Source organism: Cohnella silvisoli (assembly GCF_021190915.1).
In the GTDB taxonomy this organism is placed as follows: Bacteria; Bacillota; Bacilli; order Paenibacillales; family Paenibacillaceae; genus Cohnella; species Cohnella silvisoli.
This window is the reverse complement of the sequence record NZ_JAIOAP010000016.1, coordinates 153199-179719: the sequence shown is the minus strand read 5'-3', so window position 1 is coordinate 179719 and position 26521 is coordinate 153199. Positions and strand designations below refer to the sequence as shown.

Genomic DNA, 26521 nt, shown 5'->3' with positions numbered 1-26521 from the left:
AACTAGGAGGTGCCTTGCCGATGAGTCAGCGGAAACGTGCGGCTAAAAACCGTCGTCCCAAAGTGATCCCGATGCGTCTGGACGCTACCTTCTTCTTTGAACGGGCCGTGCAGTCGCTGGATCGTTACCACTACGACAAGGCATTGAAATATTTTCGCAGGGCGGTTGAGTACGAACCGGAAAATCCGGTTAATCATTGTAACATGGCCGGAATCCTGTCGGAGATGGGGCGTTACGAGGAATCGAACGTCATTCTTCGTTCCGTGCTGGACCAGATCGACCCGGCGATGACGGAATGTTACTATTACCTCGCCAACAACTACGCCAACATGGAATTATACGAGGCTGCGGAAGAAGCACTTGTCCGGTATTTGGAGAACGATTTGGATGGGCAATTTCTGGACGAGTCGGACGAGCTGCTTGACCTTCTCAATTATGAGCTCAACCGACCGACGAAGCTTGTAACGATTAAAGCAAAAGAAAATATATATGCGCATGACAAAGCCCGCGAAATGCTGGAAGCGGGACGCTTCGCGGAAGCGGTCAAAATGCTGGAAGAAATTATAGGGCGCGAGCCCGACTTTCTGGCGGCAAGGAATAACTTGGGGCTGGCATACTACTATATGGGGCTATTCGAGAAATCGGTCGCTACCATAACCGAAGTGCTTGATGCCGAACCCGGAAATCTGCATGCGCTGTGCAATCTTGCGATTTTTTATCAGCATTCCAATCAGGATGGACCTCTGAGGTCATTGATTGAGAAGCTGAACAAAACGGTGCCCTTCCATCCCGAGCATGTATTCAAAATGGCGACAACGCTCGGCATTGTCGGGGAGCATCGTGAAGCATACAATCATTTTCGTCGGCTTCTGCGGACGGGGGAGCTCGCGGGGGAACCGAGCCTGCATCATTTTGCTGCCGTTGCCGCCACGAATCTGCTGCGGTACGACGATGCTCAGAAGCATTGGCAGCAGGCCGAGCGACTGGATACAGAATCTCCGGTACCGGCGTTTTATTTGCGAAGGCTGGAGAAGGTGCGCACGGGAGAAGAGAATCCGCCGACGCATTACCACTACCATCTCCCTTTCGAGGAGCAGTTCCGGGAATGGGAGCATAGTCCGGGGCAAGTGACGGAAGCGTTGAAACGCGACCCGCTTATCCGTTCGTCGTTTTTCTGGGCGCTTCGCCATGGAGACCGGCGTACGAAAGTCCAGGTCATACAGGCATTAGGCCTCGTAGCCGACGAAGAAGTCATTGAAGCCTTGAAAGCTTTCCTGATCGATGCGGACGAAGATGATGAATTAAAGCGGGTTGCCGTTCTCGTGCTGCGTTCCATCGGCGTGCAAGATTCGTTAACCGTCATATTCAGCGGACGGACGTTAACCTTAGAAGCCAGACGGAAGTCGGCTAAGCTTCCGGTGTGGGATAGCGCTTGGCAAGCCGTGCTCGAGCAGGCGCTCGAAGGCATGTCGGGTCGGTACGACGTCGTTCAGCAGCACGACATGATGACGTTGTGGGTGGATTATTTATCCCGGGTGTACCCGGAGGTGCCTAAACTCCACAAATCGACGGGCTGGGCAGCGGCATTGGAATATTGGACCGCCAAGATGCACCGAAGAACCGTAACCTACGCGGATTTAGTCAGCCGTTACGGCGTCTCTCAAGCGAGCATCAGCCGATATGCGAATCGAATTGACGAAGCTTGCGGCATTCGGGAGAAACTGGATTTAACGACCCCGTCTTTTCATTAAAATGGCACGCTTGACGATGCGCTTAGGAGGAAGAAATCATGCACAAAACGATTGTTATCGGAACGGGACCTGCCGGACTTACGGCGGCCATCTATTTAGCGCGGGCGAATTTGTCCCCGCTCGTGATCGAAGGCCCGGAGCCGGGGGGTCAATTGACGACAACGACTGAAGTCGAGAACTTCCCGGGATTTCCCGAAGGAATCATGGGCCCGGATCTCATGACCAATATGCGCAAGCAAGCAGAACGTTTCGGTGCGGAGTTCCGCACGGGCTGGATCAACAAGGTGGATATGTCGAAGCGGCCGTTCACGCTTACGCTTGAAGGCGGGGAGACGTTGCAGGCGGAAACGCTGATCATTTCCACCGGAGCTTCCGCCAAGTATATCGGCATACCAGGCGAGAAGGACAATATCGGACGCGGCGTGAGCACATGTGCAACGTGCGACGGATTTTTCTTCCGCGGCAAGAAAATCATCGTCGTTGGCGGCGGAGATTCCGCGATGGAGGAAGCTAACTTCTTGTCGCGTTTCGCTTCGGAAGTCACGCTTGTGCATCGCCGCGACGAGATGAGAGCTTCCAAGATCATGCAAGACCGCGCGCGCGAGAACAACAAAATCCTCTGGGGCTTAAATAAAACCCCCGTTGAAGTCATTGCCGGAGATAACGGCGTAACGGGGCTGAAGGTCCGCAACAATACGACGGGGGAAGAAGAGATTATCGAAACCCAAGGCTTGTTCGTAGCGATCGGGCATACGCCGAATACGAAGTTCCTCGATAATCAGATCGATACGGATGAGCTTGGGTACATTAGCGTTAAGCCCGGCACGACCGAGACGAACGTTCCAGGCGTGTTCGCATGCGGAGACGTGCAGGATCATAAGTATCGTCAAGCGATTACGGCAGCCGGCAGCGGATGCATGGCAGCGCTTGATTGCGAGAGATTCCTCGAGGGTTCGGCCGTGCATGATTGGAGCCAGTCGCTTTCTAAGTAACAATTATTACCATTATCTTTTTATGAGGTGTCGACAAAAATGTCAGAATCGTTGTTCGTAGGCGTTGATTTGGGTGGAACCGCTATTAAGGTCGGCTTGTGCAATGATGCGGGGGAGCTGCTCCGCACACACGAAGGGCCAACACAAGCAGCTGATGGAGCGGACGCCGTATTATCCAATATTGCGGCCTATGTCAAGGAGCTCGTACCTCCGGGAACGCCGGAATGGGATGCCATTGCGGGCGTGGGAATCGGTATCGCCGGATTTTTGAACATTCCGGAGGGAATTATCGATTTCTCGCCGAATCTTCCTTTCAAGGATGTGCCCGCAAAGAAGATTATGGAAGAGAAGATCGGCAAGCCGGTCAAAATAAACAATGACGCCAACGTAGCCGCTCTTGGAGAAGCTTGGGGCGGAGCGGGCAAAGGGATACCACATTGTGTCTGTTATACGCTGGGAACCGGAGTCGGCGGCGGCATTATTTTGCATAATCGGCTTATTGAAGGGTCTACGGGAATGGCAGGCGAGTTGGGTCACATGTCGATCGTGGCAGACCTCGAAGCGATTCAATGCGGCTGCGGAAAAATGGGCTGCTTGGAGACCGTTTCGTCGGCAACGGGAATCATTCGTATGGCACAGGACGCAGTGGAACGGGGCGACAAAACTTCGCTTTCGTTTGTCGAGGGAGAATTAACCGCCAAGGATGTGTTCGATGCAGCTAAAGGCGGTGATGAAGTTGCCCAGCGTATCGTAAGTCGGGCGGCATTCTATCTTGGCAAGTCGATGGCGGCCGTTGCGGTTGTCGTTAACCCTCAGCGCTTTATCATCGGCGGCGGCGTCAGCCAAGCTGGGGAATTCCTTTTTGCCCAAATTCGCGAGGTATTCAATAAATTGACGCCGGACAATGCCAAAGTCGGGGTTGAAATCGTAGCCGCCGAGTTGGGCAACAATGCCGGGGTCGTTGGGGCAGCAGGATTGTTCCTTCGCGCATAACTAAAGCAGACGCTCGACTCCGTTGCTCGTCTGCGGGTCGGGCGTCCTGTCGTTAATAGCTTCTGGGGGAGGGATACGAATGGATACGATGACTGCGCAGCCGACGCTCGTGATCATTACGGGGATGTCAGGCGCGGGCAAGACGATTGCGGTTCAGAGCTTGGAGGATTTGGGTTTTTTCTGCGTCGATAATTTGCCGCCCGTGCTCATCCCGAAATTCGCGGAATTGATCGAGCAGTCTCAAGGCCGCATCGCTAAAGTGGCTTTGGTTATCGATTTGCGGGGACGCGAGTTTTTTACCGCATTGTCGGAGTCGCTCAGTTATATTCGCGAGCATTATACGATTCACTATGAAATCCTATTCTTGGATTCGACGGATTCGATACTCGTACAACGCTACAAGGAAAGCAGGCGCAGACATCCGCTGGCCCCGGATGGCATGCCGCTGGATGGCATACACCTGGAGCGGAAGCTGCTCGAGGATCTGAAAGGCTGGGCGACTCAGGTTATCGATACGAGCAGTCTGAAGCCGGCGGCGTTAAAGGAGCAGATCATCGGGCGATTCTCCAACCTGGATCGGAACAACATCTCCATTAACGTAACTTCTTTCGGGTTTAAGTATGGGGTTCCTATCGACGCGGATTTGATCTTCGACGTTCGGTTTCTGCCTAACCCGCACTATATTGAGCAGCTTCGACCTAAGACGGGGCTTGAACCGGAAGTGTACGACTATGTCATGAAATGGCCGGAAACCCAAACGTTCTTGACTAAGCTGCTCGATATGCTGCAATATTTAATTCCCCTATATCATAAAGAAGGCAAAAGTCAGGTCGTTATCGGCATTGGTTGTACCGGAGGGAAGCATCGTTCCGTGGCGCTTGCGGAATATTTAGGACGTAGGCTCGGCTCCAGCGATACTGAAAGGGTACGAGTGAGCCATCGCGATTCCGACCGCGATCGTCAGAGCTGAGGTGAGGCGATGACACAGCATACAAGTCTCGCCCGCAAGCCGCGCATTGTCGTCATTGGCGGAGGCACGGGCCTGTCCGTCATGCTCCGCGGATTAAAGCAGAAGCCGCTGGACATTACGGCAATCGTAACCGTCGCGGATGATGGGGGAAGCTCCGGTATTCTGCGCGAAGAGCTGCAAATCCCTCCGCCAGGGGATATTCGCAACGTTCTAACCGCGCTTGCCGACACGGAGCCGTTATTAGCCGAAGTGCTTAAGTATCGATTCAATAACGGGACTGGATTAGCCGGGCATAGCCTTGGCAATCTCATTCTCGCCGCGATGACGGATATTACGGGCGACTTCATGACGGGAATAACCGAGTTAAGCCGCATTTTCGCGGTTCGGGGGCGCGTACTGCCTGCTGCCAATCAAGCGATCGTACTTAAAGCGGAGATGGAAGACGGCTCGATCGTCGTGGGGGAATCCACGATTCCGAAATCAGGGCTGGCCATCCGTAAAGTATTTCTCGAGCCGGCCGATGTAGAAGCTCTCCCGGAGGCCGTTCAAGCGCTTCGCGAGGCGGATGCCATTCTGATCGGACCCGGGAGTCTCTACACAAGCATTCTTCCGAATCTTATCGTACCTAAGCTGGCAGAGGCGATTATCCAGTCCGATGCGGTTAAGCTGTTCGTTTGCAACGTGATGACCCAGCCGGGTGAAACCGATAATTATTCCGTAAGCGATCATTTGACGGCTATCCATGCGCATATTGGGCATCATCTATTTGATTATGTTATCGTTAACGATGGGGAAATTCCTCCACAGGTTCAAAACCTATACGCGGAGAAAGGCTCCACCGCGGTTCATCTGGACTTAGAGGAAGTGACCCGTCGCGGCTACAAGGTCATTGCCGACACGCTTGTGTTGTTCAGGACTTATTTGCGTCATGACGCAGCCAAATTAAGCGATCATATTTATCAATTAGTTGAAGATTGGATGTTGCGAAAGGGGTGAAAAAGGCATGTCATTTGCGGCGCTAACGAAGAAGGAACTGACGATGGTGGAATCCGAGAGCTGCTGCGAGAAAGCGGAGCTTTCGGCATTGATCCGGATGAACGGAACGATCGCGCTGTCCAATAAACGCGTCGTACTCGATATTTCCACCGAGAATGCCGCAATCTCACGCCGGATGTACACCCTTTTGAAGCGACATTTTACGGTAGTGACTGAACTGCTCGTGCGCAAGAAAATGCGGCTCAAAAAGAACAACGTGTATGTCGTAAGGGTACCGGTTGGCGCGGAGGCGATTCTTAACGAATTATCAATCGTCTCCGAAGGATTCTTGTTTCACCCGAGCATCGATAAAGAGCTGATTCGCAAGCCATGCTGCAAAAGAGCTTATCTACGCGGCGCATTCCTGGCAGGCGGTTCGGTGAACAATCCGGAAGGTTCGTCTTACCACCTGGAAATTGCTTCGATGTATGAGGAGCACTGTCAGGCTTTGGTGGATCTTGCGAATAAATTTCATCTGAACGCGCGATTTATCGAGCGTAAGAAAGGTTTTATCCTGTACATTAAGGAAGGCGAAAAAATTATCGAGTTTCTGAGCATAATAGGAGCTCACCAAGCTTTGTTCAAATTCGAGGATGTTCGCATCATGCGGGATATGCGGAATTCCGTTAATCGGATCGTCAATTGCGAGACGGCAAATCTGAACAAAACAATCGGAGCAGCCGTCAGGCAAATCGACAACATCAAGCTTCTCGTTAAGGAAGTCGGCTTGCACAACTTGCCCGACAAGCTGCGCGAGGTGGCGGAAGTCAGGCTTCAGCATCCCGATATCAACTTGAAGGAAGTCGGGGATTTGCTTAAAGGACAGGTCAGTAAATCGGGGGTAAACCACCGGCTTCGGAAGCTTGACGAATGGGCTGAAAAAATCCGGAATGGCGGCGCATAAACCGTATGGCGCATTTGTTCATATCAATGTTATAATAGTTAAGAAACTATAGCACGGGGGTCCCGATCAGCGGGACGAATTAAAGATAGGGGGTATCCGGTCCATGACGAGACAGCCGGTGGTAGTTCGGCTTAAAACGGGTCTTCACGCCAGACCGGCGGCACTTTTCGTGCAGGAAGCCAATAAATTCTCCTCAGACGTCTTCGTGGAGAAGGATGACAAGAAAGTTAACGCGAAAAGCATCATGGGCATTATGAGCCTGGCGATCAGCTCCGGTACGGAAGTCGCGATCAGCGCGGAAGGTTCCGACGCAGAGCAAGCTGTAACCGCTTTAGTGCAGCTTGTAAGCAAAGAAGAGCTGGAAAACCAATAAGCGTTATTCGCATCAAGCTCCCGACAGGGAGCTTTTTGCATTTTTATTGAATTTAATGAAACCTTTGGAGGGCTAATTGCGTCATAAGGTCAAACAAGCTGAAAGGGGTAATTAATCATGAAAAACCGGACGTTGCAAGTGTTAATGGTTACGATGGCGGCTGTCGTTATCGGATGGTTCGGATTCGGAAGAGGGGCAGGGGATGTCGTGTCTGCAGAATCGTCTCCGGCGGCGACAACGCCGCCCTATACGGTAACGGTGGGGGCCAGCGGTTCAATCATGGTGGAGCCGGACGTCGCGTATTTGAACTTGGCGGTTGAAACACGCGGCACTAAAGCCGCGGATGCGCAACAAGCGAATGCGGATAAGTTCGCCGGAGTCGAGAAGACGTTGTACGAGAAATTCGCGATCGATAAGAAAGACGTGAAAACAACCGGATTTAATGTGCAGCCGGAATACAACTACACGGAGAAGGACGGCCAAGTTCTGAAAGGGTACATCGCGGTTCATTCCATTCAAGTTACCTACCGGAAACTGCCGGAAATCGGCAAGCTGTTCGATGCGTTGACCGCGGCCGGCGCGAATCGTCTGGACGGAGTGCAGTTCGCAACGGAGAAAAACGATCAATACGAATTGGATGCGTTGAAGAAAGCGATGACTAATGCCGCGGCTAAAGCGGGCGTGCTCGCGACTTCGGCGAATCGTCAGTTGAAAGGCGTCGTTAATATCGTGCAAGGCGATGTTTCGAGCAATCCGATCTTGTACGTGCGGGAACAGGCTAAGATGCAGATGAACGATATGGCTGCGAGCGGAGCTTCCTCATCCGTGCAATCCGGGCAAATTGAAATCAGAACGCAAGTAACGGTTCAATACGAAATGCAATAGGTTTGTAGCGAAAAGGAAAAGAGGCGGGAGTTATTCCGCCTCTTTTCCTTTGTGTTATGGGGGTCAACATGACATGTATGCGGGAGAGCCCCATCTAGGTGTACTAGCGAGCTTTAAGCCTCTTTGTAATGACCCATCTCGCGGATGGAAAGCGCCTCTTCCAACAACTCGATGAATTCGTTGGACAAGTTCATTTTCTTAGCTTCCCTGTAAACTTCCAGCAGATGCTCATCTTTCAACGGGCGAAGCAGTGAAGCTTTATCACTCAACCGACGAGCGGCTACCATGTCGATATGGCTTCCGTTGGCGCTTCTTATGGGCATTCTGTCTTCAGATGACTTGTTTACAAGGTGAGGATAGGACTGTGGTGACATAAAGATCCCTCTCTTCCAGAGTTCCTAAGAGATAACTAGAATTGGATGTATATGGTATAACCTTATAAAACAGTCTATCATGGATTGTCCGGCTCGCAGAGAGGGCATTCAAAGTTTTGAATTTTTATTGACATGGGAAACAATGTATGTTAAAAACCTCTTCGCCCCTTATTACAGGGAGGAAGAGGTTTTATTTTCAAGCGATCCTGATGGATTAAACAACTTTGTCGATGACTTTGTCGATCAGTCCGTATTGCTGGGCTACTTCGGCTTCCATGAAATTATCGCGGTCCGTGTCTTTCTCGATACGCTCGAGGGGTTGACCGGTGCGCTCCGCAAGAATGCCATTCAGCTTATCGCGCAGCTTGAGGATCCGGCGGGCCCGAATTTCGATGTCGCTTGCTTGACCTTCTGCTCCGCCGAGCGGCTGGTGAATCATGACCTCGCTATTCGGAAGGGCAAACCGTTTGCCTTTGGCGCCTGCCGCTAGCAGGAAAGCGCCCATCGATGCGGCCATGCCGACGCAGATGGTGGAAACGTCGGGTTTGATGAACTGCATCGTATCGTAAATGGCCATTCCGGATGTGATGGAGCCGCCGGGGCTGTTGATGTAGAGGTGGATGTCTTTTTCCGGATCCTCGGCCGCCAAGAACAGCAGCTGAGCGATGATGGAGTTGGCAACCACGTCATTCACCTGTGTACCCAGAAATACGATTCGATCTTTAAGCAATCGGGAATAAATGTCATATGCCCGTTCTCCGCGGTTAGTTTGCTCGACAACCATAGGTACGAAACTCATGTTTGACGTCCCTCCTCATGTTTTTGTTTTATTATCATAGCGAATCCGAATGTAAAAGTCAAAGAAAGTCAAAGAGGTTATCGAGTTGCTTGGAGCGTGGACACAAAAAAACCGACCGTATGGAACGGTCGGTTGTGCTGTATGCTATTGTTTGGTGAAAAATTGGCGCGCCCGTGAGGAATCGAACCTCAATCTCAGCCTTCGGAGGGCTGCGTCATATCCGTTGGACCACGGGCGCTCATTGTAACAGCAAGAGTTATTATATGGGATGACGGGAGAAAAAGCAAGCAAATAGACGATGGTAAATTTGTTATTTTGGTGTACGGAAAGGGTTGCAACAGGAGAGCAAATTGGATAAAATAAGAGTGGGACTTAAAAATGCATAGCGGGACGTTTTTCGTCCAACATTCCAGATGTTCGCATGACTGCCGATGATGGCCATCCGGTCACAGGAGGATACGCGAAGAGAATGCGGAAAATCGTAGAGATTCAGAAGAAATTGTTGCCGGACCTCCTGCAAGTGATGGAGAAAAGGTATGAAATTTTGCACCGGATACACTTGGAGGGAACGATAGGGCGGCGCACGCTGGCAACTAGCGTTGACTTAACGGAGCGCGTGCTTAGATCGGAGCTCGAGGTATTGCGGGCGCAAGGGCTGCTTGATACCGCTGCGGCAGGAATGACGCTTAGCGAAAGCGGACGGCAGCTAGTGGAAGAGATGGAGCCGATCGTGAAGGAACTGTTCGGGCTCTCGGCTTTGGAAGAGGCGGTTCGTACGGCATTCGGACTGAAGCGAGTCATTATCGTGGCTGGCGATTCCGATACCTCCGATCATACTAAAATGGAGTTAGGCCGGGCGGGAAGCCGAGTCTTGCGGGATAGCCTCACTGCCGGCGATGTCGTTGCGGTGATGGGCGGATCGACGATGGCCCGAATGGCGTCGCAATTCGCTACCCCTTCGCAGATGAAAGACAATTGGTTCGTGCCAGCTCGGGGCGGTTTGGGAGAAAGCGTAGATTACCAGGCGAACACGATTGCCTCGGAGTTGGCCAAACGCACCGGTGCACGATATCGAATGCTCCATGTACCCGATCATCTGAGCGAAGAAGCTTATCAGACCATTATGCAAGAGCCCAATGTTCGCGAAGTGGTCGATATGATTCGGAGCGCGCGCATAGTTGTTCACGGTATCGGGGATGCGGCGACAATGGCTAGAAGACGGAAGCTCAAGGACGAGACGAAAGAAGAGCTCGTCAAGGATGGCGCGCTTGCGGAAGCATTCGGTTATTATTTCGACCGCAACGGCAAAGTGGTTCATCGGATGGCGACGGCAGGCTTACGGCTGGAAGATATCGAAGCGGCGGGCATCGTCATCGGTATCGCGGGCGGAAGCAGCAAGGGTGACGCCATCGCGTCGGTAATGAGATTCGGGCATGACGACGTGCTTGTGACCGATGAAGCGGGAGCAACGGAGGCATTGAGACACGTTTAATCTTGATCATTAAGTTACAAGCTGGAAAATAGGGTAATCCTACTCATAGTGGTCTCGGCGTTAACGACGCCTGATATATAGATCAAAAAAATCGTTATCATCCCAAGGAGGAACCAAACATGGCTGTAGTAAAAGTTGGAATTAACGGATTTGGACGTATCGGACGTAACGTATTCCGCGCTTCGCTGAAAAACCCGAACGTAGAAATCGTTGCAATCAACGATCTGACCGACGTTAGCACGCTTGCTCACCTATTGAAATATGATACGACTCATGGCAAATTAGACGGAACGGTTGAAGTGGGCGAAGGCGCGCTTATCGTAAACGGCAGAACGGTTAAAGTATTCGCTGAACGTGATCCCGGCAACCTGCCTTGGTCTTCCGTAGGCGCTGAGATCGTTGTCGAGTCCACGGGTATTTTCACGGCTAAAGAAAAAGCAGAACTTCACTTGAAAGGCGGCGCGAAGAAAGTTATTATCTCCGCACCTGCTACGAACGAAGATATCACGATCGTTATGGGCGTAAACAACGACAAATACGATCCATCCGCCCATACAATCATCTCCAACGCTTCTTGTACGACGAACTGCTTGGCGCCTTTCGCTAAAGTATTGAACGACCAATTCGGAATCGTTAAAGGCATGATGAACACGATCCACTCTTACACGAACGACCAAAGCGTTCTGGATCTTCCGCATAAAGACCTGCGCCGCGCGCGCGCTGCCGCCGAGAATATCATTCCTTCTTCCACGGGTGCCGCTAAAGCCGTTTCTCTCGTATTGCCTGAATTGAAAGGCAAGTTAAACGGTATGTCCATGCGCGTTCCTACTCCTAACGTTTCCGTTACGGATCTCGTAGCAGAGCTGAAAGTAAACGTTACGGTTGAAGAAGTGAACGCGGCTCTGAAAGCTGCTTCCGAAGGTCCTCTTAAAGGCATTCTTAACTACTCCGAAGAGCCGCTTGTTTCCAGCGACTACAACGGCGATCCTGCTTCTTCCACGATAGACGCATTGTCGACGATGGTTGTCGAAGGCAACATGGTTAAAGTCATCTCCTGGTACGACAACGAGTGGGGCTATTCCAACCGCGTTGTTGATTTGGCTGCATTCATCGCCAGCAAAGGCCTGTAAGAAACAATTTCATGCTCATATCGCTAGCGTCCCGGGTTGCCCAGCAAACCGGGACACGCTTTTGCAAGGAGATTTGCAGCCACCCGAGGAGGTTTGACTCTTGAACAAGAAAAGCGTTAGGGAAGTCGATGTTGCAGGGAAGAAAGTATTCGTACGGGTTGACTTTAACGTACCGTTAGAGAACGGCGCCATTACGGATGACACTCGTATTCGCGAGACGTTGCCAACGATTAAGTATTTGATCGAGAAAGGCGCGAAAGTTATTCTGGCCAGCCACTTAGGTCGTCCTAAAGGCGAAGTCGTGGAAGAGCTGCGGTTGACTCCCGTTGCCGCTCGTCTTTCCGATCTGCTAGGCAAACAAGTCGTTAAAGCGGACGAAGTCGTAGGTTCAAGCGTACAGGCTAAGGTGGACGCGCTACAGAACGGAGACGTGCTCCTGCTTGAAAACGTTCGGTTCCACCCGGGCGAGGAAAGCAACGACGTAGGCTTGGCCAAAGCTTTTGCCCAATTAGCGGATCTGTTCGTGAACGATGCATTCGGCGCCGCTCACCGCGCGCATGCTTCAACGGAAGGCATCGCTCACCATATTCCGGCCGTATCCGGCCTTCTGATGGAGAAAGAGCTGGAAGTACTCGGCAAAGCTCTGCACAACCCGGAGCGTCCTTTTACGGCTATCGTGGGCGGCTCCAAAGTCAAAGATAAAATCGACGTTATCAACAAAATGATCGAGATCGCCGACAATATCATTATAGGCGGCGGACTTAGCTATACGTTCCTTAAAGCGCAAGGCAAAGAAATCGGCAAATCCTTGCTCGACAATTCCAAGCTGGAGCAATCCCTCGGATTCATCGAGAAAGCGAAGCAACTCGGCAAGAACTTCTACATTCCGGTTGATATCGTCGTAGCCGACGGCTTCAGCGCTTCCGCGAACACGGATATCGTGGATACCGACCACATTCCTGCGGAGTGGGAAGGTATCGATATCGGGCCGAAAACTCGCGAAATCTATGCGGACGTCATCAAGAATTCTAAGCTAGTCGTCTGGAACGGACCGATGGGCGTATTCGAAATCGAGCCTTTCTCTCATGGTACTCGTGCGGTTGCTCAAGCTTGCGCAACTACCGATGCATATACCATAATTGGAGGCGGAGATTCTGCAGCCGCAGCGGAGAAGTTCAAATTGGCGGACCAGATGGACCATATTTCCACGGGCGGCGGAGCGTCGCTAGAGTTCATGGAAGGCAAAGTCCTTCCAGGCGTTGTAGCGCTAAACGACAAATAGAGGTGACCTAAGATGAGCAGAACACCGATTATTGCGGGCAATTGGAAAATGTTCAAGACGGCAGGCGAGGCTACGGCTTTCGTTGCCGAGGTAAAAGGCAAGGCGGAGGTTGCCGGCGTGGAGAGCGTCATCTGCGCTCCATTCACCGCGCTGCCGGCTTTGGCAGAAGCGGTTAAAGGCACGACGATCAAGATCGGCGCGCAGAACTTGCACTTCGAAGACAATGGCGCATACACGGGCGAAATCAGCGGTGTGTTCCTGAAAGATCTTGGCGTTCACTACGTCATCATCGGACACTCGGAGCGCCGTCAATATTTTGCCGAAACGGATGAGATCGTCAACAAGAAAGCCCATGCGGCATTCCGCCATGGCCTTACTCCGATTATCTGCGTTGGCGAGAAGCTCGAAGAGCGCGAAGCCGGCCAGACGAAAGAAGTCGTGCGCGTTCAGACGGAAGGCGCTCTCGCTGGACTGTCTGCAGAGCAAGTTGCAGCTTCCGTTATCGCATACGAGCCGATCTGGGCGATCGGAACGGGCAAATCTTCGACATCCGAAGACGCGAACGAAGTAACGAGCTATATTCGCAACGTTATCGCTGGACTATATAGCGCCGAAGCAGCCGGCAAAGTTCGCATCCAATACGGCGGAAGCGTTAAGCCGAATACGGTTGCCGAGTACATGGGCCAATCCGATATCGACGGCGCTTTGGTCGGCGGCGCTAGCCTTGAGCCAGCTTCCTACGTGGCGCTAGTCGAAGGGGCGAAGTAAGATGGCAGCTCCGAAACCGGTTGCTCTCATTATTCTCGACGGCTTCGGCTTACGCGAAAGCAAGCACGGCAACGCCGTGGCGCTAGCGAACAAACCGAACTTCGACCGCTACTGGAATACTTACCCCCATACGACCTTAACGGCAAGCGGCGAAGCCGTCGGACTGCCTGAAGGCCAGATGGGAAACTCCGAGGTTGGACATCTCAACATCGGTTCCGGACGTATCGTGTACCAGGATTTAACCCGTATTTCCAAATCGATTCGCGATCAGGATTTTTACGATAACTCCACGTTACTCGGTGCGGTTAGACATGCGAAGGACAACAACAAGAAGCTTCATTTGTACGGATTATTGTCGGATGGCGGCGTACATAGCCATATCGCGCATTTGTTTGCTTTGCTGGAGCTAGCCAAGAAGGAAGGGCTGGAGCAGGTTTATATCCATGCTTTCCTAGATGGCCGGGATGTGTCGCCGGATAGCGCGGTTGGATACTTGACTCAACTGCAAGCGAAGATCGAACAAGTTGGCGTCGGTCGAGTTGCGACCATCCAAGGCCGCTACTATGCGATGGATCGGGACAAACGCTGGGAGCGGACGGAGAAATCTTACCGCGCCATGGTGTATGGAGACGGCCCGACGGCTGTCGACCCGGTTCAAGCGGTGAAGGAATCTTACGAGAATTCGGTATACGACGAGTTCGTTATGCCGACAGTGATCGTAGGAGCCGACGGCAAGCCGGTTGGCCTCGTGGAATCCGAAGATGCGGTTATATTTTTCAACTTCCGTCCGGATCGCGCGATTCAACTGTCGAACGTGTTCACGAACGAAGATTTCCGCGGTTTCGATAGAGGGTCGGGTTTTCCGAAAAACCTGTATTTCGTCTGCATGACGCTTTTCTCGGAAACCGTTGGCGGGTTCGTTGCGTATAAGCCTAAGGAACTGGACAATACCCTAGGCGAAGTTCTCGTGCAGCATGGGAAAAAACAGCTCAGAATCGCCGAGACGGAGAAGTATCCGCATGTTACGTTCTTCTTCAGCGGCGGACGGGACCATGTTCTGGAAGGCGAGACTCGCATCCTCATCAATTCGCCGAAGGTCGCTACCTATGACCTGAAACCGGAGATGAGCATCTACGAAGTAACGGATGCATTGCTCAAGGAAATCGAAGCCGAGCATCATGACACCATCATTCTTAATTTCGCTAACGCGGATATGGTGGGTCACTCCGGGATGCTAGCGCCGACGATCAAAGCGGTGGAAGCGACGGATGAATGTCTCGGCAAGGTTGTCGAAGCGGTGACGGCTAAGGGCGGCGTGTGCGTGATCATCGCCGACCACGGCAACGCGGACATGGTGATCGACGATAACGAGCGTCCGTTCACGGCGCATACGACGAACCCGGTTCCATGCATCGTTACCCAAGCGGGGCATACGCTCCGCGAAGGCGGCATTCTTGCAGACGTCGCGCCGACGATTCTTAAGCTGATGGAGCTTCCGCAGCCGGAACAGATGACGGGTAAGGCACTATTTTAACAAAATATAATCCCAAGGAGTGTTACTCATGACAATCATTTCTGACGTGTACGCGCGCGAGGTATTGGACTCCCGCGGAAATCCGACGGTAGAGGTTGAAGTACGTTTGGAATCCGGCGCGTTTGGCCGCGCAATCGTTCCATCCGGAGCATCCACGGGCGCTCATGAAGCGGTAGAGCTTCGCGATGGCGACAAAAACCGTTACTTAGGTAAAGGCGTTCTTAAAGCGGTAGATAACGTTAACACGATCATCGCTCCGGAAATCATCGGTTACGAAGCACTTGAACAAGTCGTTATCGACCAGAAGTTGATCGAGCTGGACGGTACTCACAACAAAGCGAAGCTGGGGGCTAACGCTATTCTTGCCGTTTCCATCGCTGTCGCTCGCGCTGCCGCTGAAGCTTTGGACGTTCCTTTGTACACCTATCTCGGCGGATTCAACGCGAAGACGCTGCCGGTTCCGATGCTTAACATCATCAACGGCGGAGCGCATGCGGACAATAACGTTGACGTACAAGAATTCATGATTTTGCCGGTAGGCGCTCCTACATTTGCTGAAGCTCTTCGCACGGGCGCGGAAATTTTCCACTCCCTCAAGAGCGTATTGAAAGCCAAAGGCCTTAACACCGCTGTAGGTGACGAGGGCGGATTCGCTCCTAACTTCGGTTCCAACGAAGAGGCGATTACAACGGTTATCGAAGCGATCGAGAAAGCCGGTTTCAAACCGGGCGTTGACGTATTCCTCGGTATGGACGTCGCTTCAACTGAGTTCTTCAAAGACGGCAAATACCACCTCGAAGGCGAAGGCAAATCTTACACGCCTGCCGAGTTCGTCGACCTGCTTGCTAGCTGGGCTGACAAATATCCGATCATCACCATCGAAGACGGCTGCTCCGAAGACGATTGGGAAGGTTGGAAGCTGCTTACCGACAAATTGGGCGGCAAAGTCCAACTCGTCGGCGACGATCTGTTCGTAACGAACACTGAGCGTCTTTCCAATGGAATCGACAAAGGCATCGGTAACTCTATCCTCGTTAAAGTGAACCAAATCGGAACTTTGACCGAAACTTTCGATGCGATTGAAATGGCGAAACGCGCAGGATACACGGCTGTTATCTCTCACCGCTCCGGTGAATCCGAAGACAGCACGATCGCGGACATCGCGGTTGCTACGAACGCCGGCCAGATCAAAACGGGCGCACCTTCCCGCTCCGACCGCGTCGCGAAATACAACCAATTGCTTCGCATCGAAGACAGCCTAGGCTCCACTGCGATCTATGCGGGCAAAAAAGCATTTTACAACCTTAAGAACTTCAAGTAATCCGAAGCAACACTTAATGACAACATAGATAAACACCACGACAACAAGAAGGCCGGACCCTTGTGCTTAATGCACGGTCCGGCCTTTTTATGTTGAGACCGTTACAAATGCAACGCTTGCAGCAACATGTAAATCATTTTCACCGTTTCGGCTCTGGTTGCGGGTGACCCTGGACGGAACGAACCGTCCGTATAGCCTCCGACAATCGCTTGGTCTACAACCGTCGCGACCGCATCAGAAGCCCAAGACGGAATGCTCTGCTGGTCGGCAAAGGCGGCACGGTCACTTGCTGGCGGGATCGACTCTCGTCCCAGCACCCGGGACAGAATGACCGCCATCTCGACCCTGGTAATCGTTTGATCGGGATGAAAGAACACTTTGCCATTTGCTTCATATCCTCGAATGAGTCCAGCCTCTACAGCCGAAGCAACCGCGTTTTTAGCCCAATCCGGAATGGTGGGACCGTCGGAGAACAATACCGTTCCCGAACCAGCGGGCTTCAACGCCATTGCTACCGCCAGCATTTTCACGAATTGCGCCCGGGTCACTTGCAGGTCGGGACGGAAAGTTCCGTCTCCAAAGCCATTGATGACGCCCATTCCGATCAGGCGATCCGCAAAGGCCTGCCCCCAATGACCTGCCAGGTCGGTGAAATTTGGTTGTACGGAAGCGAAAACGCCGAATTTCGTAAAGTGATTGACCGAAACCTCAAGGGTATCCGTCCCTTTTCGTACTCCTCCGATATAAATCCATCTTCTTTGCGTTTCGTTGAAATAATATACTGCGGGTTCGGCTCCGCTCGGCAGATCGTTCACCGAGAATCGAAGGGTCAACTGCAGCGGACGTAGAAATCGTGTTCCCGAACTGCTCGTAAATTCGATTACAGAGCTAAGCCTGATCCTATCTCCTGCGGAAGGTACCTGATCGGAAGCGGCTACAGATGCTTCAATCGTTCCATCTGCATGGAGCGCGCCGGCGGGAATGGAGACGGAAGCGACATCGCCCAACGAGACTGAGCCGCCTTCGCTCGTTTTGATGGTTCGCTCGACATGATCCGATGGTCGCGAGGGTATACTCGGCGGATTAGATGGTGCCGGATCTGCCGGCACCGGAGCCGGAGCAACCGCCGCATTCACCGTAACCGCTACGGATACGTTTACCTTATGACCGTGTCCATCATCCGCAATCGCCGTTACGGTGGCAGAACCGGCGCCGGCGCCGACTATTTTCAATGCCCCCGATTCGATCGATGCCGTAGCAACGGCACTATTCATTGATCTTGCGTCGCTTAGAGTCAGAACGTCCTGGTCCGGATCCGTCGCCAGATCCCCGGCCGCAAGCATTGTAATACCGCCCACCGTCGTCGTTCGTGTCAATCCCCCTAGGGCCTCGGGCGCGGCATTCGCAGCGGAAACGGTGACCTCGACCGTCGCCGTTTGCCCGCCGTACGACACGGCAACGGACGCAAATCCAGGTTTGTTCGCGGTCACTATGCCTCCCTCGACAGAAGCGATCGCGCTATCGCTGGACGTTATTAGGGCTTCTGAGGTTACCTGATGCAGGGAACCGTCGGAATAAGTTGCCGTTACCTCAAGCGGGTAACGCTGCCCCGCAGTAACGTTGATAGCCTCCGTAACCAGCGCAACCTTCGTTACCGTCGCGATGCGATGGACGATAAAGGATTCGGTCGTCTGCTGATCAAAGACGCTGTCTCCCGTATAGACGGCTGAAATGGAATGGTCGCCAGCCGGTAAATCATCAAGCTCGAATGAAGCTATTCCATTCGTTAAAATCGCTTGTCCCAGAATATTCGTCGTGCCCCCGGCTTCCTCGCCCAGCATGACGATCCCGTTCGGTTTTCGGGTTCCTGATTCCGGAACGACGGTAACGGTAAACCGCGCCGTCTGTCCCGCCAGAGTCGTGCCCGCGGACTGCTCCAGCAGCACTTGAACGGGCCGACGGTTTACAACGGTTTCCACCGGATCGCTACCGCTCTCCGCATGAGCCTCGTCACCCGAATAGTAAGCCCGTACGACATATGCGCCTCTCGCCATGTCGGACAAAGTTAACACCGCTTTGCCGTCGTTACTCAGCTCGGCCTGACCCAATGAATCGCCTTCGGAATTCCGGAAATCAACTGTTCCATTCAATGCGCCAGATCCGCCGCTTGTCACCGTTGCCGTCCAATTGACCGTATCGCCGACTTGGGGGTTGTTTGCCGATACGGCAACGGTTGTCGTCGTCGCCCGTTTGACGACTTCTTGAACCAATTGTCCCTTTGCGGACGTATACTGGCTGTCCCCGTTGTAAACAACGGTAACCGGATATGAACCGGCCTTTAGCGTCATCGGTGAGCCGGCGCTTGCCTGGGCAAGATCGCAAACGGCTTTGCCCGTGGCGTCTAATGGAAGAGCTCCGCAAACAAGGGTATAACCTATTAGGAAAGTCACGCTGCCCGTCTGAACAGCCCCGCCCGATTTGTTCGTCACTTGCGCCGTCCAAACCGCCGTTTCCCCGACCTTGATACTCTCGTTCGAGCTGGCTGCCTTCACGGTCGCCGTTCCTCGTCCTATGGCAACAGGGACAATGTCCGATCCGCTTTCCAAGAAATCTCCGTTTGCCAAGTAAGAAGCTGTGAAGGAATGATCACCGACGATAAGCGCTCCTACCTTAAGCTCCGCTACGCCGTTTTCATTTACGTCAGCAGTTCCCAGCAAGTCGTCTCCGTCATAAAAGGCAACCTGGCCGCTGGTTACGGCAACGCCCGAAGTCACGACGGCATGGAGCGTAACGGCGCCCGGGTAGGAAGCGTCGACGGATTGCACCTCAAGCTGCGTCGACGTCATGGATTGGGACGAAGGCGCAATGGATACCCGGCCGCTCGTTTCCGAACCTCCGTATCTTTTAGCCTCAATGGCGACCGTGCCCGGCTCGAGCGCCACGTTCAGCGCTGCAGCCCCCGATGAGGGGTCAAACTGGGCGTTGCCCAAGTTTTTCTCGTTCCCCGCGCTGTCATATCCGTAGAAAACGACGGAAAACGGAAAAGGAGTCAGACTGTTCGAGCTCCCGGGATAAGGCGTTCCGGACGCAGCCATATGCATTTGCGCCGCCAACTTTACCGGTACGCCAGGTATATATTCGGTCGGAGCGTTTGCGGTCAGGGTGAAGCTCTGATTTTGCGCAAGTGCCGCCCGCCCGTTCCCGTATACATAAAGCAGACCGCCGAATGAGCCCTCGATGGTGCCGATAGGAGGATTGCCGGCCAACGAAACCTGATCCGTTACGACCAAAGCTTGAGCGTCGAATTCTTCCACGATTCCTGTACCATTGGAGTTTCCGGAAACGAACAGCTTGCCGTTCTGCGCGACCAAGCCATTTACCGCAAACGGCAGCGAATCTGTTGCGGCTTCGAACGCGAGGCTGGGGTGGCCGGATTCCCCGTAAGACAAGGCATACCGAAGGATTTTCCGCGAGCCGGAATCAGTCGCATACAACATGCCGTCCTCGCTAACGTACAGCTTGGACGGAGCCAAGGAGGACAGGCCGTTATCCGGCGTATGATAGGAACCAAGAGGCGTTCCGTCAGCCCCGTACAGGTCGATTGCGTTCGAGCGGGCGATATAGAAGTTGCCGCGCCCGTCTACGGCATAATCGGTCAAGCTTCCGACTGCTGAAACGCTTGTCTGCCGGGAGAACGTGCGGTCCGTGCCGTTTACAATCAGCTTTACGATGTCGCCGTCGGCGATGATATAATTGTTTCCGTCTGCACCGTGCTTCAGCAAGGAATAAGAAACATCCCCTGAGGCGCTCGTCAAATTGGCGTCGCAGGTGTCATTACCCATGTAACATATCTGCCACATATAGAGAGAGCGGTCCATGCCCAGATAAACGAGTCCGCCGTTCGGCAGCGGAGCCGCTTGCTCGATTCCCGTACTGGACGAATTCAGGACTTTATTGGCCCACTCCGACAAATCTTTGACAACGGGATTCACTCGCTGCCGAATGTCGGGAGAATCCGATGGCAGGAATTTGTCGCTGCCGACATAATGAGCCTTGACGTAGCGGGTGCCCGCCGTCAGGCCGCTCGGTTTAAAAGACGCAACTCCACCGTTCAGCGGTACGGTGCCGACCTTCGACCCGTCCGCATAAAATTCGACGTCGCCCGTTACGGCCGATCCGCCCCCTGCCGTAACCCCGGCGGTCCAGGTCGGATCGTGCCCGAACAACACCGAGGCGTCCGAAGTGTCCAGCGTAACGGTAGTCGAAACAGCAGGAGCTGCATCCACCGTAATTGTCGCGTTCGCGGATGAGCTTCTCGAGTACGCAGAGGTACCGTTGTACTCCGCACGAATGGAGTGAGCTCCCGTAGTCGTCGGCTGCCAGTCGAACGAGGCGGAACCGCTCGAACTAACCGAAATCTCGCTGCCAATGAGGGTACTGCCATCGTAGAAGGAGACGGTACCGGAACTTACGGAGCTGCCTTCCGCCGAAACTCTCGCTTGCAAATGCACAGTTTCGCCCTTAACCGGACGAGTTGACGGATTCCCGTCCACGTCGGTTATCTCCAACTCGGTAGACGTCGCATACTGAACCTTCAGGGTCGCTTGGTCGACTAAAGGGTTGCCGTAAACGGAAATCTCATAGACGTCGGCCGGCAAATTCGCAACGACCGTCGCCTTCCCGTCCGAATCGACATAATTCAAGTTTTCGCTCACGATCAGGCTATTCGAACTACTTTTGACATAAAACCGGACATAAGGATTAGTGGGGTTATAGCTATGAATCTGTCCGGGGAACGGCGTACCCGCCGTCCGCATGGTTAACTGCGTTGTCAGCGTTACCTCCATGTTCGGCACGACCGTTGATGGCCCCGCAAACTTGGCCGAATAGGCCGTATCCTGCATCCGGTAAGCTTTCCCGTCGTTGGAGGCGACGATATACAAGTTGCTCCATGATCCTCCGGCCAAGGAAGCGATGCCGCCCGACACGGGAATCGTTTGGAGCAGGTACAGGTTGGAGTCTTTGTATTGACAGATACTGGATCCGAAGGATGCGTAGACATATCCGTTCTGAACGACTAATCCGCTTACGGTATCGCCGGCTGGGACGTTTTGTGCATTCGTTGCGGAATAATGACTGAAATCGGTCGAGGTATACTTGATAACGGAATGAGAGATGTCATCGTACAAATAAAGAGCGCCGTTCTCGCCCGGCTTTACGAACTGAACGCTGAGGGTGTCAGTAGGCCCGAGGAAATGCTTGATGCTGCCCAGCAATTGGTCGTCCGGACTATAGATGTCGACGGATGACCCTTTGTTCAGATACAATCTCCCCCCGGAGTCGACGCCGAAAGAAGTGATCCCTTGCTCGTTATGACGAAGCGTTGCATTGAGAATCCATGGCGGCTGATTCTCGTCCGTCGTCAGTTTATAAATATTTCCCATCGACTCGTAATACAGATTTCCGTCCGCGCCATATTCCAGATCGCTGCCGTAATACGACGTATCCTGGAAACCGCTCCAGTAAGAAGTCGTATAGTAGATTCGATAGTCCGAGCCGAGATAGTAAATCCCTTTGGGCGTTTCGATTGCTTTTTTCACGAATAGATTTGGCGGAAGCAAGTCATTCGTCACCCAATAATTCGTATCTGCGCCGGATGCGGCAGCCGGCCGTACCGGATCCGCGAACCACAAACCGTACAAGCCCACCGCCATGGCCAGGGCAACTCGTAACCATTTCTTCAAATGAAAATCCTCCTTTATCAAAACGTACGTCAAACGAATAATAAGCCGTCCAGTTTAAAATGCGTTTAAAAAAGGAGGGAAGATGTCTATTTTTGTAGAACGGCGAGTGATATTCTGATAGTAAGAAATCCCCCTTTGCGAGCAGGTGACTTCCTCTTGATCGTTAAACGAATCGCCTTCCTGCTTTTCCTTTGCTGCGCTGCGATTCCAGCGGCGTTTCCTGCTATCGCCGCAGCCGCGGGCCAGGCTGAATGGTCGGTCGGCAAGGCGGACCTTACCGGCTGGCTGCCCGACCGGGATGGTCCGGTCATCCTGAACGGCGCTTGGGAGCTTTATTGGCACTCGCTTCTTACGCCGCAGCAGCTTGCCGACGGACAAACCGACGTTCAACCGATCGCCGTCAAAGTTCCGTCTCCATGGAGCTCTTCCCGAATCGGAGGCGGCAAGCTGCCGAACCAGGGCTATGCCACCTACCGACTGCGGATTGAGCTGCCGACTCATTCGGAGCTGAGGACGCTGGCGCTTGAAGTTCGCGGCATCGCTACCTCCTATCGACTGTGGATCAACGGTAAGCTGCGCGCCTCCAACGGCATCGTCGGCACCGATCCCTCTTCGATGAAGCCGGCCAATTATCCGAAGCTCGTCTTCTTTGAGCCGCAAGCCGGGACCAATGAGCTCGTCGTTCAAGTGGCTAACTACGTTCAGCGCAAAGGCGGCATCTGGGAATCGATCCGCATCGGCGGCGCGGAACAAATTGCCTTCTCGCACAAGCGAAGTTACGGTGCCGAGATGCTGCTGACCGGAAGCCTGCTGATCATGGGGCTTTACCATCTCGGATTGTACGCCTTCCGCAGAAAAGAAGCGTCTACGCTTTATTTCGGGCTGCTAAGTCTTTCCATAGCCGTGCGGACGATCGTGCAGGGACAAGCAATCGTCTACACTCTGTTCCCGGGACTGCCTTGGGAGATCGGAGTGAAGTTCGAATACCTCTCCAGCATTGTCGCTTTTCAAGGGTTGCTCCTGTTTGCCCGCGCCGAGTATGGGCGTCGGCTCAACCCTTTGGTTACGAGGGTATCGTTGTTCGTGAACGGCTGTATCTCTATGTGCGTTCTGTTTACGCCAGCAATCGTCTACACCTATATCATGCTGCCCTATCAGCTGTTTGTCGCCCTGCCGATTCTCGCGTATTCATTGATCTTATTCATTCGGGCATCCCTGCATCGGAGAATCGGCCTTCTCATCAATCTGATCGGCATGGCGGCGCTCAGCATGTCTATCGCTATCGATATTCTGTACTATAATCATGTCATCGGCTTTGGCGATTACGTCCCCTACGGGCTGCTTGCGTTCTTGTTCACGCAATCCGTGAACCTGTCGATGCGATTCGCGCGAACCGCCAGGCATGCGGAGAAATTGGCAGAGCAGTTGCAAGCTTCGAACGATTCGCTGGAGATCAAAGTAAAGAAACGAACGACCGAATTGCAGGATGCAAACGAGCAGCTTGTACAGGCCAACGAGGAAATGTCCCGAATGGAGCTATTCCGCACGCGGCTCATTTCGGACATTTCGCATGAACTCGGCACGCCGCTGACGTCTATTAAAGGCTTCTCGCTGGCGATGATGGAAGGCGTCGTGACGGACGACTATTTGAAATACGCACGCCGGATCCATGAGCGGTCGCAGTTGCTGGAAAGGCTTCTCGATGATTTGACGGAGCTTGCGAAGCTGGAGAACCGCCAAGTCCGCTTTGATTACCGGAGAACGGAAGTCGTGCCTTTTATCCGGCAGTTGTTTCACAAGTACGAATGGGACCTATTGGAACAGGGGCTGTCGTTCGAGTGGGAAGAACCGCCGCTTGCGGAAGAGAGGCGCACAGCCTATGCCGAATTGGACCCGGTGCGTATCGAGCAGGTGCTGGCGAACCTGCTGTCCAATGCTCAAAAGCATGCGCCGGCGGGCGGGACAATTCGTCTCCGCCTGGAGTTGGTCGACTCCCATCATGCAGGGGGTATCGCGATCGTCAGCGTAAGCGATACGGGGCCAGGCATTCCGCCAGACGAGACGGAGCGTATTTTCGAACGGTTCTACCGACTGCAGGGCGATTCGGCCGTCGTTAAGGGCAGCGGGCTCGGACTTGCGATTTGCAAGGAAATCGTCAGCTACCATCGCGGAGAGATCGGCGTGGAGAGCTCGCCGGGAACGGGCAGCCGGTTCTACTTCCGCTTGCCGGTCCGCTTTGAAGGCGCGAAGTTGGAGAAGGGGGCTTGAAATGGACAAACAGGGGCGCATTCTGCTTGTCGAGGACGACGAAGATATTCGCGAGCTTCTCACCCTTTATTTGAGCAAGCAGGGCTTCGCCGTCGAAGCTGCATCGAGCTTCAGAAGAGCGTCGGAGGCGCTCGCCGAAAGGATGCCCGATCTGCTGCTGACGGATATTTTGCTTCCCGACGGGTTCGGCACGGAACTGGCCCGCCGGATTCGCGAGCAATCGAACATCCCGATCGTTTTTATAAGCTGCAAGCGGGAAGCCCAGGATATTATCGATGGGCTGGAACTCGGCGCGGACGATTATATTACGAAGCCATTCGAGCCGGGCGTTGTCGTCGCCCGCGTCAAAGCGCAGCTTCGGCGGGCGACGACAACGCCGGTCTGGAGAGACAGCTGGCTGAACATCGATCCTGTCGGCTGCACGGTCACGGCAGGCGGCCTTCCCGCGACGCTGTTCGCCAAAGAGATGCAACTGCTTCTGTGGCTTGCGTCCCGGGAAAATCAGGTATTCGGGGTTGAGCAGCTATACGAGCAGGTCTGGGGATGGGAGAAGGACAGCAACATCCGGACGGTAATGGTGCACATCAGCAATCTCAGAAAAAAAATCGAGCCGAATCCGGCTTTTCCCCGATATATTGTCACGATTCGAGGGTTTGGCTATAAGTTTTGCTGGGGACCGGAATGATGCTCGCCGCGATTGCTTCGTCGTTACCAGCCAAGCCGGCCGGACTCTTGTGCTTAATGCACGGTCCGGCCTTTTTATATTGCTTTAGGGATCATTTCCCTCCAGCGCCGTGGGGGCAGTTTATTGGCCTTGGCGAAGTCGCAGCAATTCATTTCGTAAGCTGTTCCTTCACGTACTCTTTAATCTGCAGCGGATCGACGACCAGGACGTCCATTTGACTAATGGTCTGCGATTGGAATTGTCCTTGGGGCGGAATTTGTATTCCTGCAAGACGAGACGTGTCGAGTTTCATACCTAATCTTGCTAGCTTCAGGAGATCGTTCGGCGGGATGTTCGTCTCAATGTAAGGAGCAATGCCGTTAAGTACCTGAGGCAGTTTGAGCAGCGAGGTCGTGCTTTTCATTTTATCGGCGATGGCGCTTAGGAATTTCCTTTGTCGGTCGGCTCGCGCGAAGTCGGACAGGGCGTCGCTTCGGTAACGGACATATTGCAAGGCGGTTAAGCCGTCGAGGTGCTGCATCCCTTTGTCCAACTTGATGTTGTATCTGGGATTATCCGCGTTATCGGTGCGTTTCATATTTTTATCTACTTCGAAGTCGATGCCGCCGAGCTCGTCGATCAAGGAAATGAAGCCTTCGAAATCCGTGTATACGTAAAATTGAATAGGAAGATCGAGCAGATTGCCGACGGTTTCTATCGAGAGAAGCGGCCCGCCCATCGTAATTGCGGAATTGAGCCGATTAGAGCCGTGATGTGGAATTTCAACATAGGTATCTCGTAAAAGGGAAAAAAGATGAGTGCTCTTGTCGACGGGATCGATGGAAACGAGCATCATCGTATCCGAACGAGGTTTGGCGTTGCTCTTCACACCCCGTGAATCTCCGCCCAGCAGCAAGATGTTAATGCGTTCATCCCCGTTCCATTCCGGTGGCTGGGCTATAGGAAAAGGGCTGCTGCTGCCGTCTGTGGGTACTGCTGCTGCTGTAGTTGGCTGATTTTCTTTGGGATCGACATAGATATTATTAGCGAAAGAATAGAAGGAATAGACATAATACGTCGCGATCGAGCCAAATAGGAGTACGACGCCAAGCAGGCTATATAGCCAGATTCGTCTCTTGCTGCTTTTCGGTTTTGTGGATCTTTTAGGAGGGGGTGCGGGCTGCGTGGATTGTTCTTCCATGACGGCGTCAATCCTTTCCGAAAAAGGGTCAACTATAATAC

At 53.2% G+C, this 26521-nt stretch carries 20 protein-coding genes and 1 tRNA gene; 16 read left to right on the top strand and 5 right to left on the bottom strand.

The features are described from left to right. Positions 1-20: 20 nt before the first annotated feature. From K7P76_RS25670 to K7P76_RS25635, 8 genes are all read left to right on the top strand, one after another. On the top strand, positions 21-1751 hold the full coding sequence (locus K7P76_RS25670; RefSeq protein ID WP_232188825.1) for a tetratricopeptide repeat protein: 1731 nt from the start codon (positions 21-23) through the stop codon (positions 1749-1751). 38 nt (positions 1752-1789) lie between these two features. Beyond that, positions 1790-2743, top strand: coding sequence for a thioredoxin-disulfide reductase (gene trxB / locus K7P76_RS25665; RefSeq protein ID WP_232188815.1), 954 nt, complete (start codon positions 1790-1792; stop codon positions 2741-2743). Positions 2744-2782: 39 nt separating this feature from the next. Next, positions 2783-3736, top strand: coding sequence for an ROK family glucokinase (locus K7P76_RS25660; RefSeq protein WP_232188813.1), 954 nt, complete (start codon positions 2783-2785; stop codon positions 3734-3736). A gap of 79 nt (positions 3737-3815) precedes the next feature. Then, positions 3816-4706 (top strand): RNase adapter RapZ, encoded by an 891-nt coding sequence (rapZ, locus tag K7P76_RS25655; protein ID WP_232188811.1) that lies wholly within the window; start codon positions 3816-3818, stop codon positions 4704-4706. A 9-nt stretch (positions 4707-4715) separates the two neighbouring features. Further along, positions 4716-5702 carry a gluconeogenesis morphogenetic factor MgfK gene (gene mgfK / locus K7P76_RS25650; protein WP_232188809.1) on the top strand — a complete coding sequence of 329 codons (987 nt, stop codon included), beginning with the start codon at positions 4716-4718 and terminating at the stop codon, positions 5700-5702. Positions 5703-5709: 7 nt separating this feature from the next. Then, complete coding sequence (whiA, locus tag K7P76_RS25645) at positions 5710-6645, top strand: DNA-binding protein WhiA (RefSeq protein ID WP_232188807.1); 936 nt, start codon at positions 5710-5712, stop codon at positions 6643-6645. A 103-nt stretch (positions 6646-6748) separates the two neighbouring features. Next, positions 6749-7018, top strand: a complete 270-nt coding sequence (locus K7P76_RS25640; RefSeq protein WP_027086334.1) for an HPr family phosphocarrier protein — start codon at positions 6749-6751, stop codon at positions 7016-7018. A gap of 117 nt (positions 7019-7135) precedes the next feature. Beyond that, positions 7136-7903: an SIMPL domain-containing protein gene (locus tag K7P76_RS25635; RefSeq protein ID WP_232188806.1), complete on the top strand. Its 768-nt coding sequence runs from the start codon at positions 7136-7138 to the stop codon at positions 7901-7903. Between the two features lie 113 nt (positions 7904-8016). Here K7P76_RS25635 and sda read toward each other — a convergent pair whose 3' ends face one another. The 3 genes from sda to K7P76_RS25620 all read right to left on the bottom strand — a co-directional run bounded on the left by sda (position 8017) and on the right by K7P76_RS25620 (position 9314). Beyond that, a complete protein-coding gene (gene sda, locus K7P76_RS25630; protein ID WP_232188804.1) occupies positions 8017-8277 on the bottom strand; it encodes a sporulation histidine kinase inhibitor Sda in 261 nt (86 codons plus the stop codon). Between the two features lie 214 nt (positions 8278-8491). After that, positions 8492-9076: an ATP-dependent Clp endopeptidase proteolytic subunit ClpP gene (gene clpP / locus K7P76_RS25625; protein ID WP_232188802.1), complete on the bottom strand. Its 585-nt coding sequence runs from the start codon at positions 9074-9076 to the stop codon at positions 8492-8494. A 163-nt stretch (positions 9077-9239) separates the two neighbouring features. Further along, a tRNA-Arg gene (locus tag K7P76_RS25620) sits at positions 9240-9314 on the bottom strand. Between the two features lie 231 nt (positions 9315-9545). On the opposite strand from K7P76_RS25620, the gene K7P76_RS25615 reads away from it, so the two are divergent. From K7P76_RS25615 to eno, 6 genes are all read left to right on the top strand, one after another. Further along, positions 9546-10568 (top strand): sugar-binding transcriptional regulator, encoded by a 1023-nt coding sequence (locus K7P76_RS25615; protein ID WP_232188800.1) that lies wholly within the window; start codon positions 9546-9548, stop codon positions 10566-10568. Between the two features lie 119 nt (positions 10569-10687). After that, positions 10688-11698: a type I glyceraldehyde-3-phosphate dehydrogenase gene (gene gap / locus K7P76_RS25610; RefSeq protein WP_232188798.1), complete on the top strand. Its 1011-nt coding sequence runs from the start codon at positions 10688-10690 to the stop codon at positions 11696-11698. A gap of 100 nt (positions 11699-11798) precedes the next feature. Next, a complete protein-coding gene (locus K7P76_RS25605) occupies positions 11799-12980 on the top strand; it encodes a phosphoglycerate kinase (RefSeq protein ID WP_232188796.1) in 1182 nt (393 codons plus the stop codon). Between the two features lie 12 nt (positions 12981-12992). Continuing rightward, a complete protein-coding gene (gene tpiA / locus K7P76_RS25600) occupies positions 12993-13748 on the top strand; it encodes a triose-phosphate isomerase (RefSeq protein WP_232188794.1) in 756 nt (251 codons plus the stop codon). A gap of 1 nt (position 13749) precedes the next feature. Then, on the top strand, positions 13750-15282 hold the full coding sequence (gpmI, locus tag K7P76_RS25595) for a 2,3-bisphosphoglycerate-independent phosphoglycerate mutase (protein ID WP_232188792.1): 1533 nt from the start codon (positions 13750-13752) through the stop codon (positions 15280-15282). A gap of 28 nt (positions 15283-15310) precedes the next feature. Beyond that, positions 15311-16603 carry a phosphopyruvate hydratase gene (gene eno, locus K7P76_RS25590; RefSeq protein ID WP_232188790.1) on the top strand — a complete coding sequence of 431 codons (1293 nt, stop codon included), beginning with the start codon at positions 15311-15313 and terminating at the stop codon, positions 16601-16603. Between the two features lie 101 nt (positions 16604-16704). On the opposite strand, the gene K7P76_RS25585 is transcribed toward eno, so the two are convergent. Further along, positions 16705-22347, bottom strand: a complete 5643-nt coding sequence (locus K7P76_RS25585; protein WP_232188789.1) for an Ig-like domain repeat protein — start codon at positions 22345-22347, stop codon at positions 16705-16707. Between the two features lie 156 nt (positions 22348-22503). Between K7P76_RS25585 and K7P76_RS25580 the strand changes: the two genes are divergently transcribed. Both K7P76_RS25580 and K7P76_RS25575 read left to right on the top strand, forming a co-directional pair. Next, the gene (locus tag K7P76_RS25580) at positions 22504-24615 is read left to right on the top strand and encodes a sensor histidine kinase (RefSeq protein ID WP_232188787.1); all 2112 of its coding nucleotides are present in this window, start codon (positions 22504-22506) and stop codon (positions 24613-24615) included. A 1-nt stretch (position 24616) separates the two neighbouring features. Next, entirely contained in the window at positions 24617-25300 is a 684-nt protein-coding gene (locus tag K7P76_RS25575) for a response regulator transcription factor (protein ID WP_232188785.1), read from the top strand. Between the two features lie 148 nt (positions 25301-25448). Here K7P76_RS25575 and K7P76_RS25570 read toward each other — a convergent pair whose 3' ends face one another. Beyond that, complete coding sequence (locus tag K7P76_RS25570; protein ID WP_232188784.1) at positions 25449-26480, bottom strand: LCP family protein; 1032 nt, start codon at positions 26478-26480, stop codon at positions 25449-25451. Between the last annotated feature and the right edge of the window lie 41 nt (positions 26481-26521).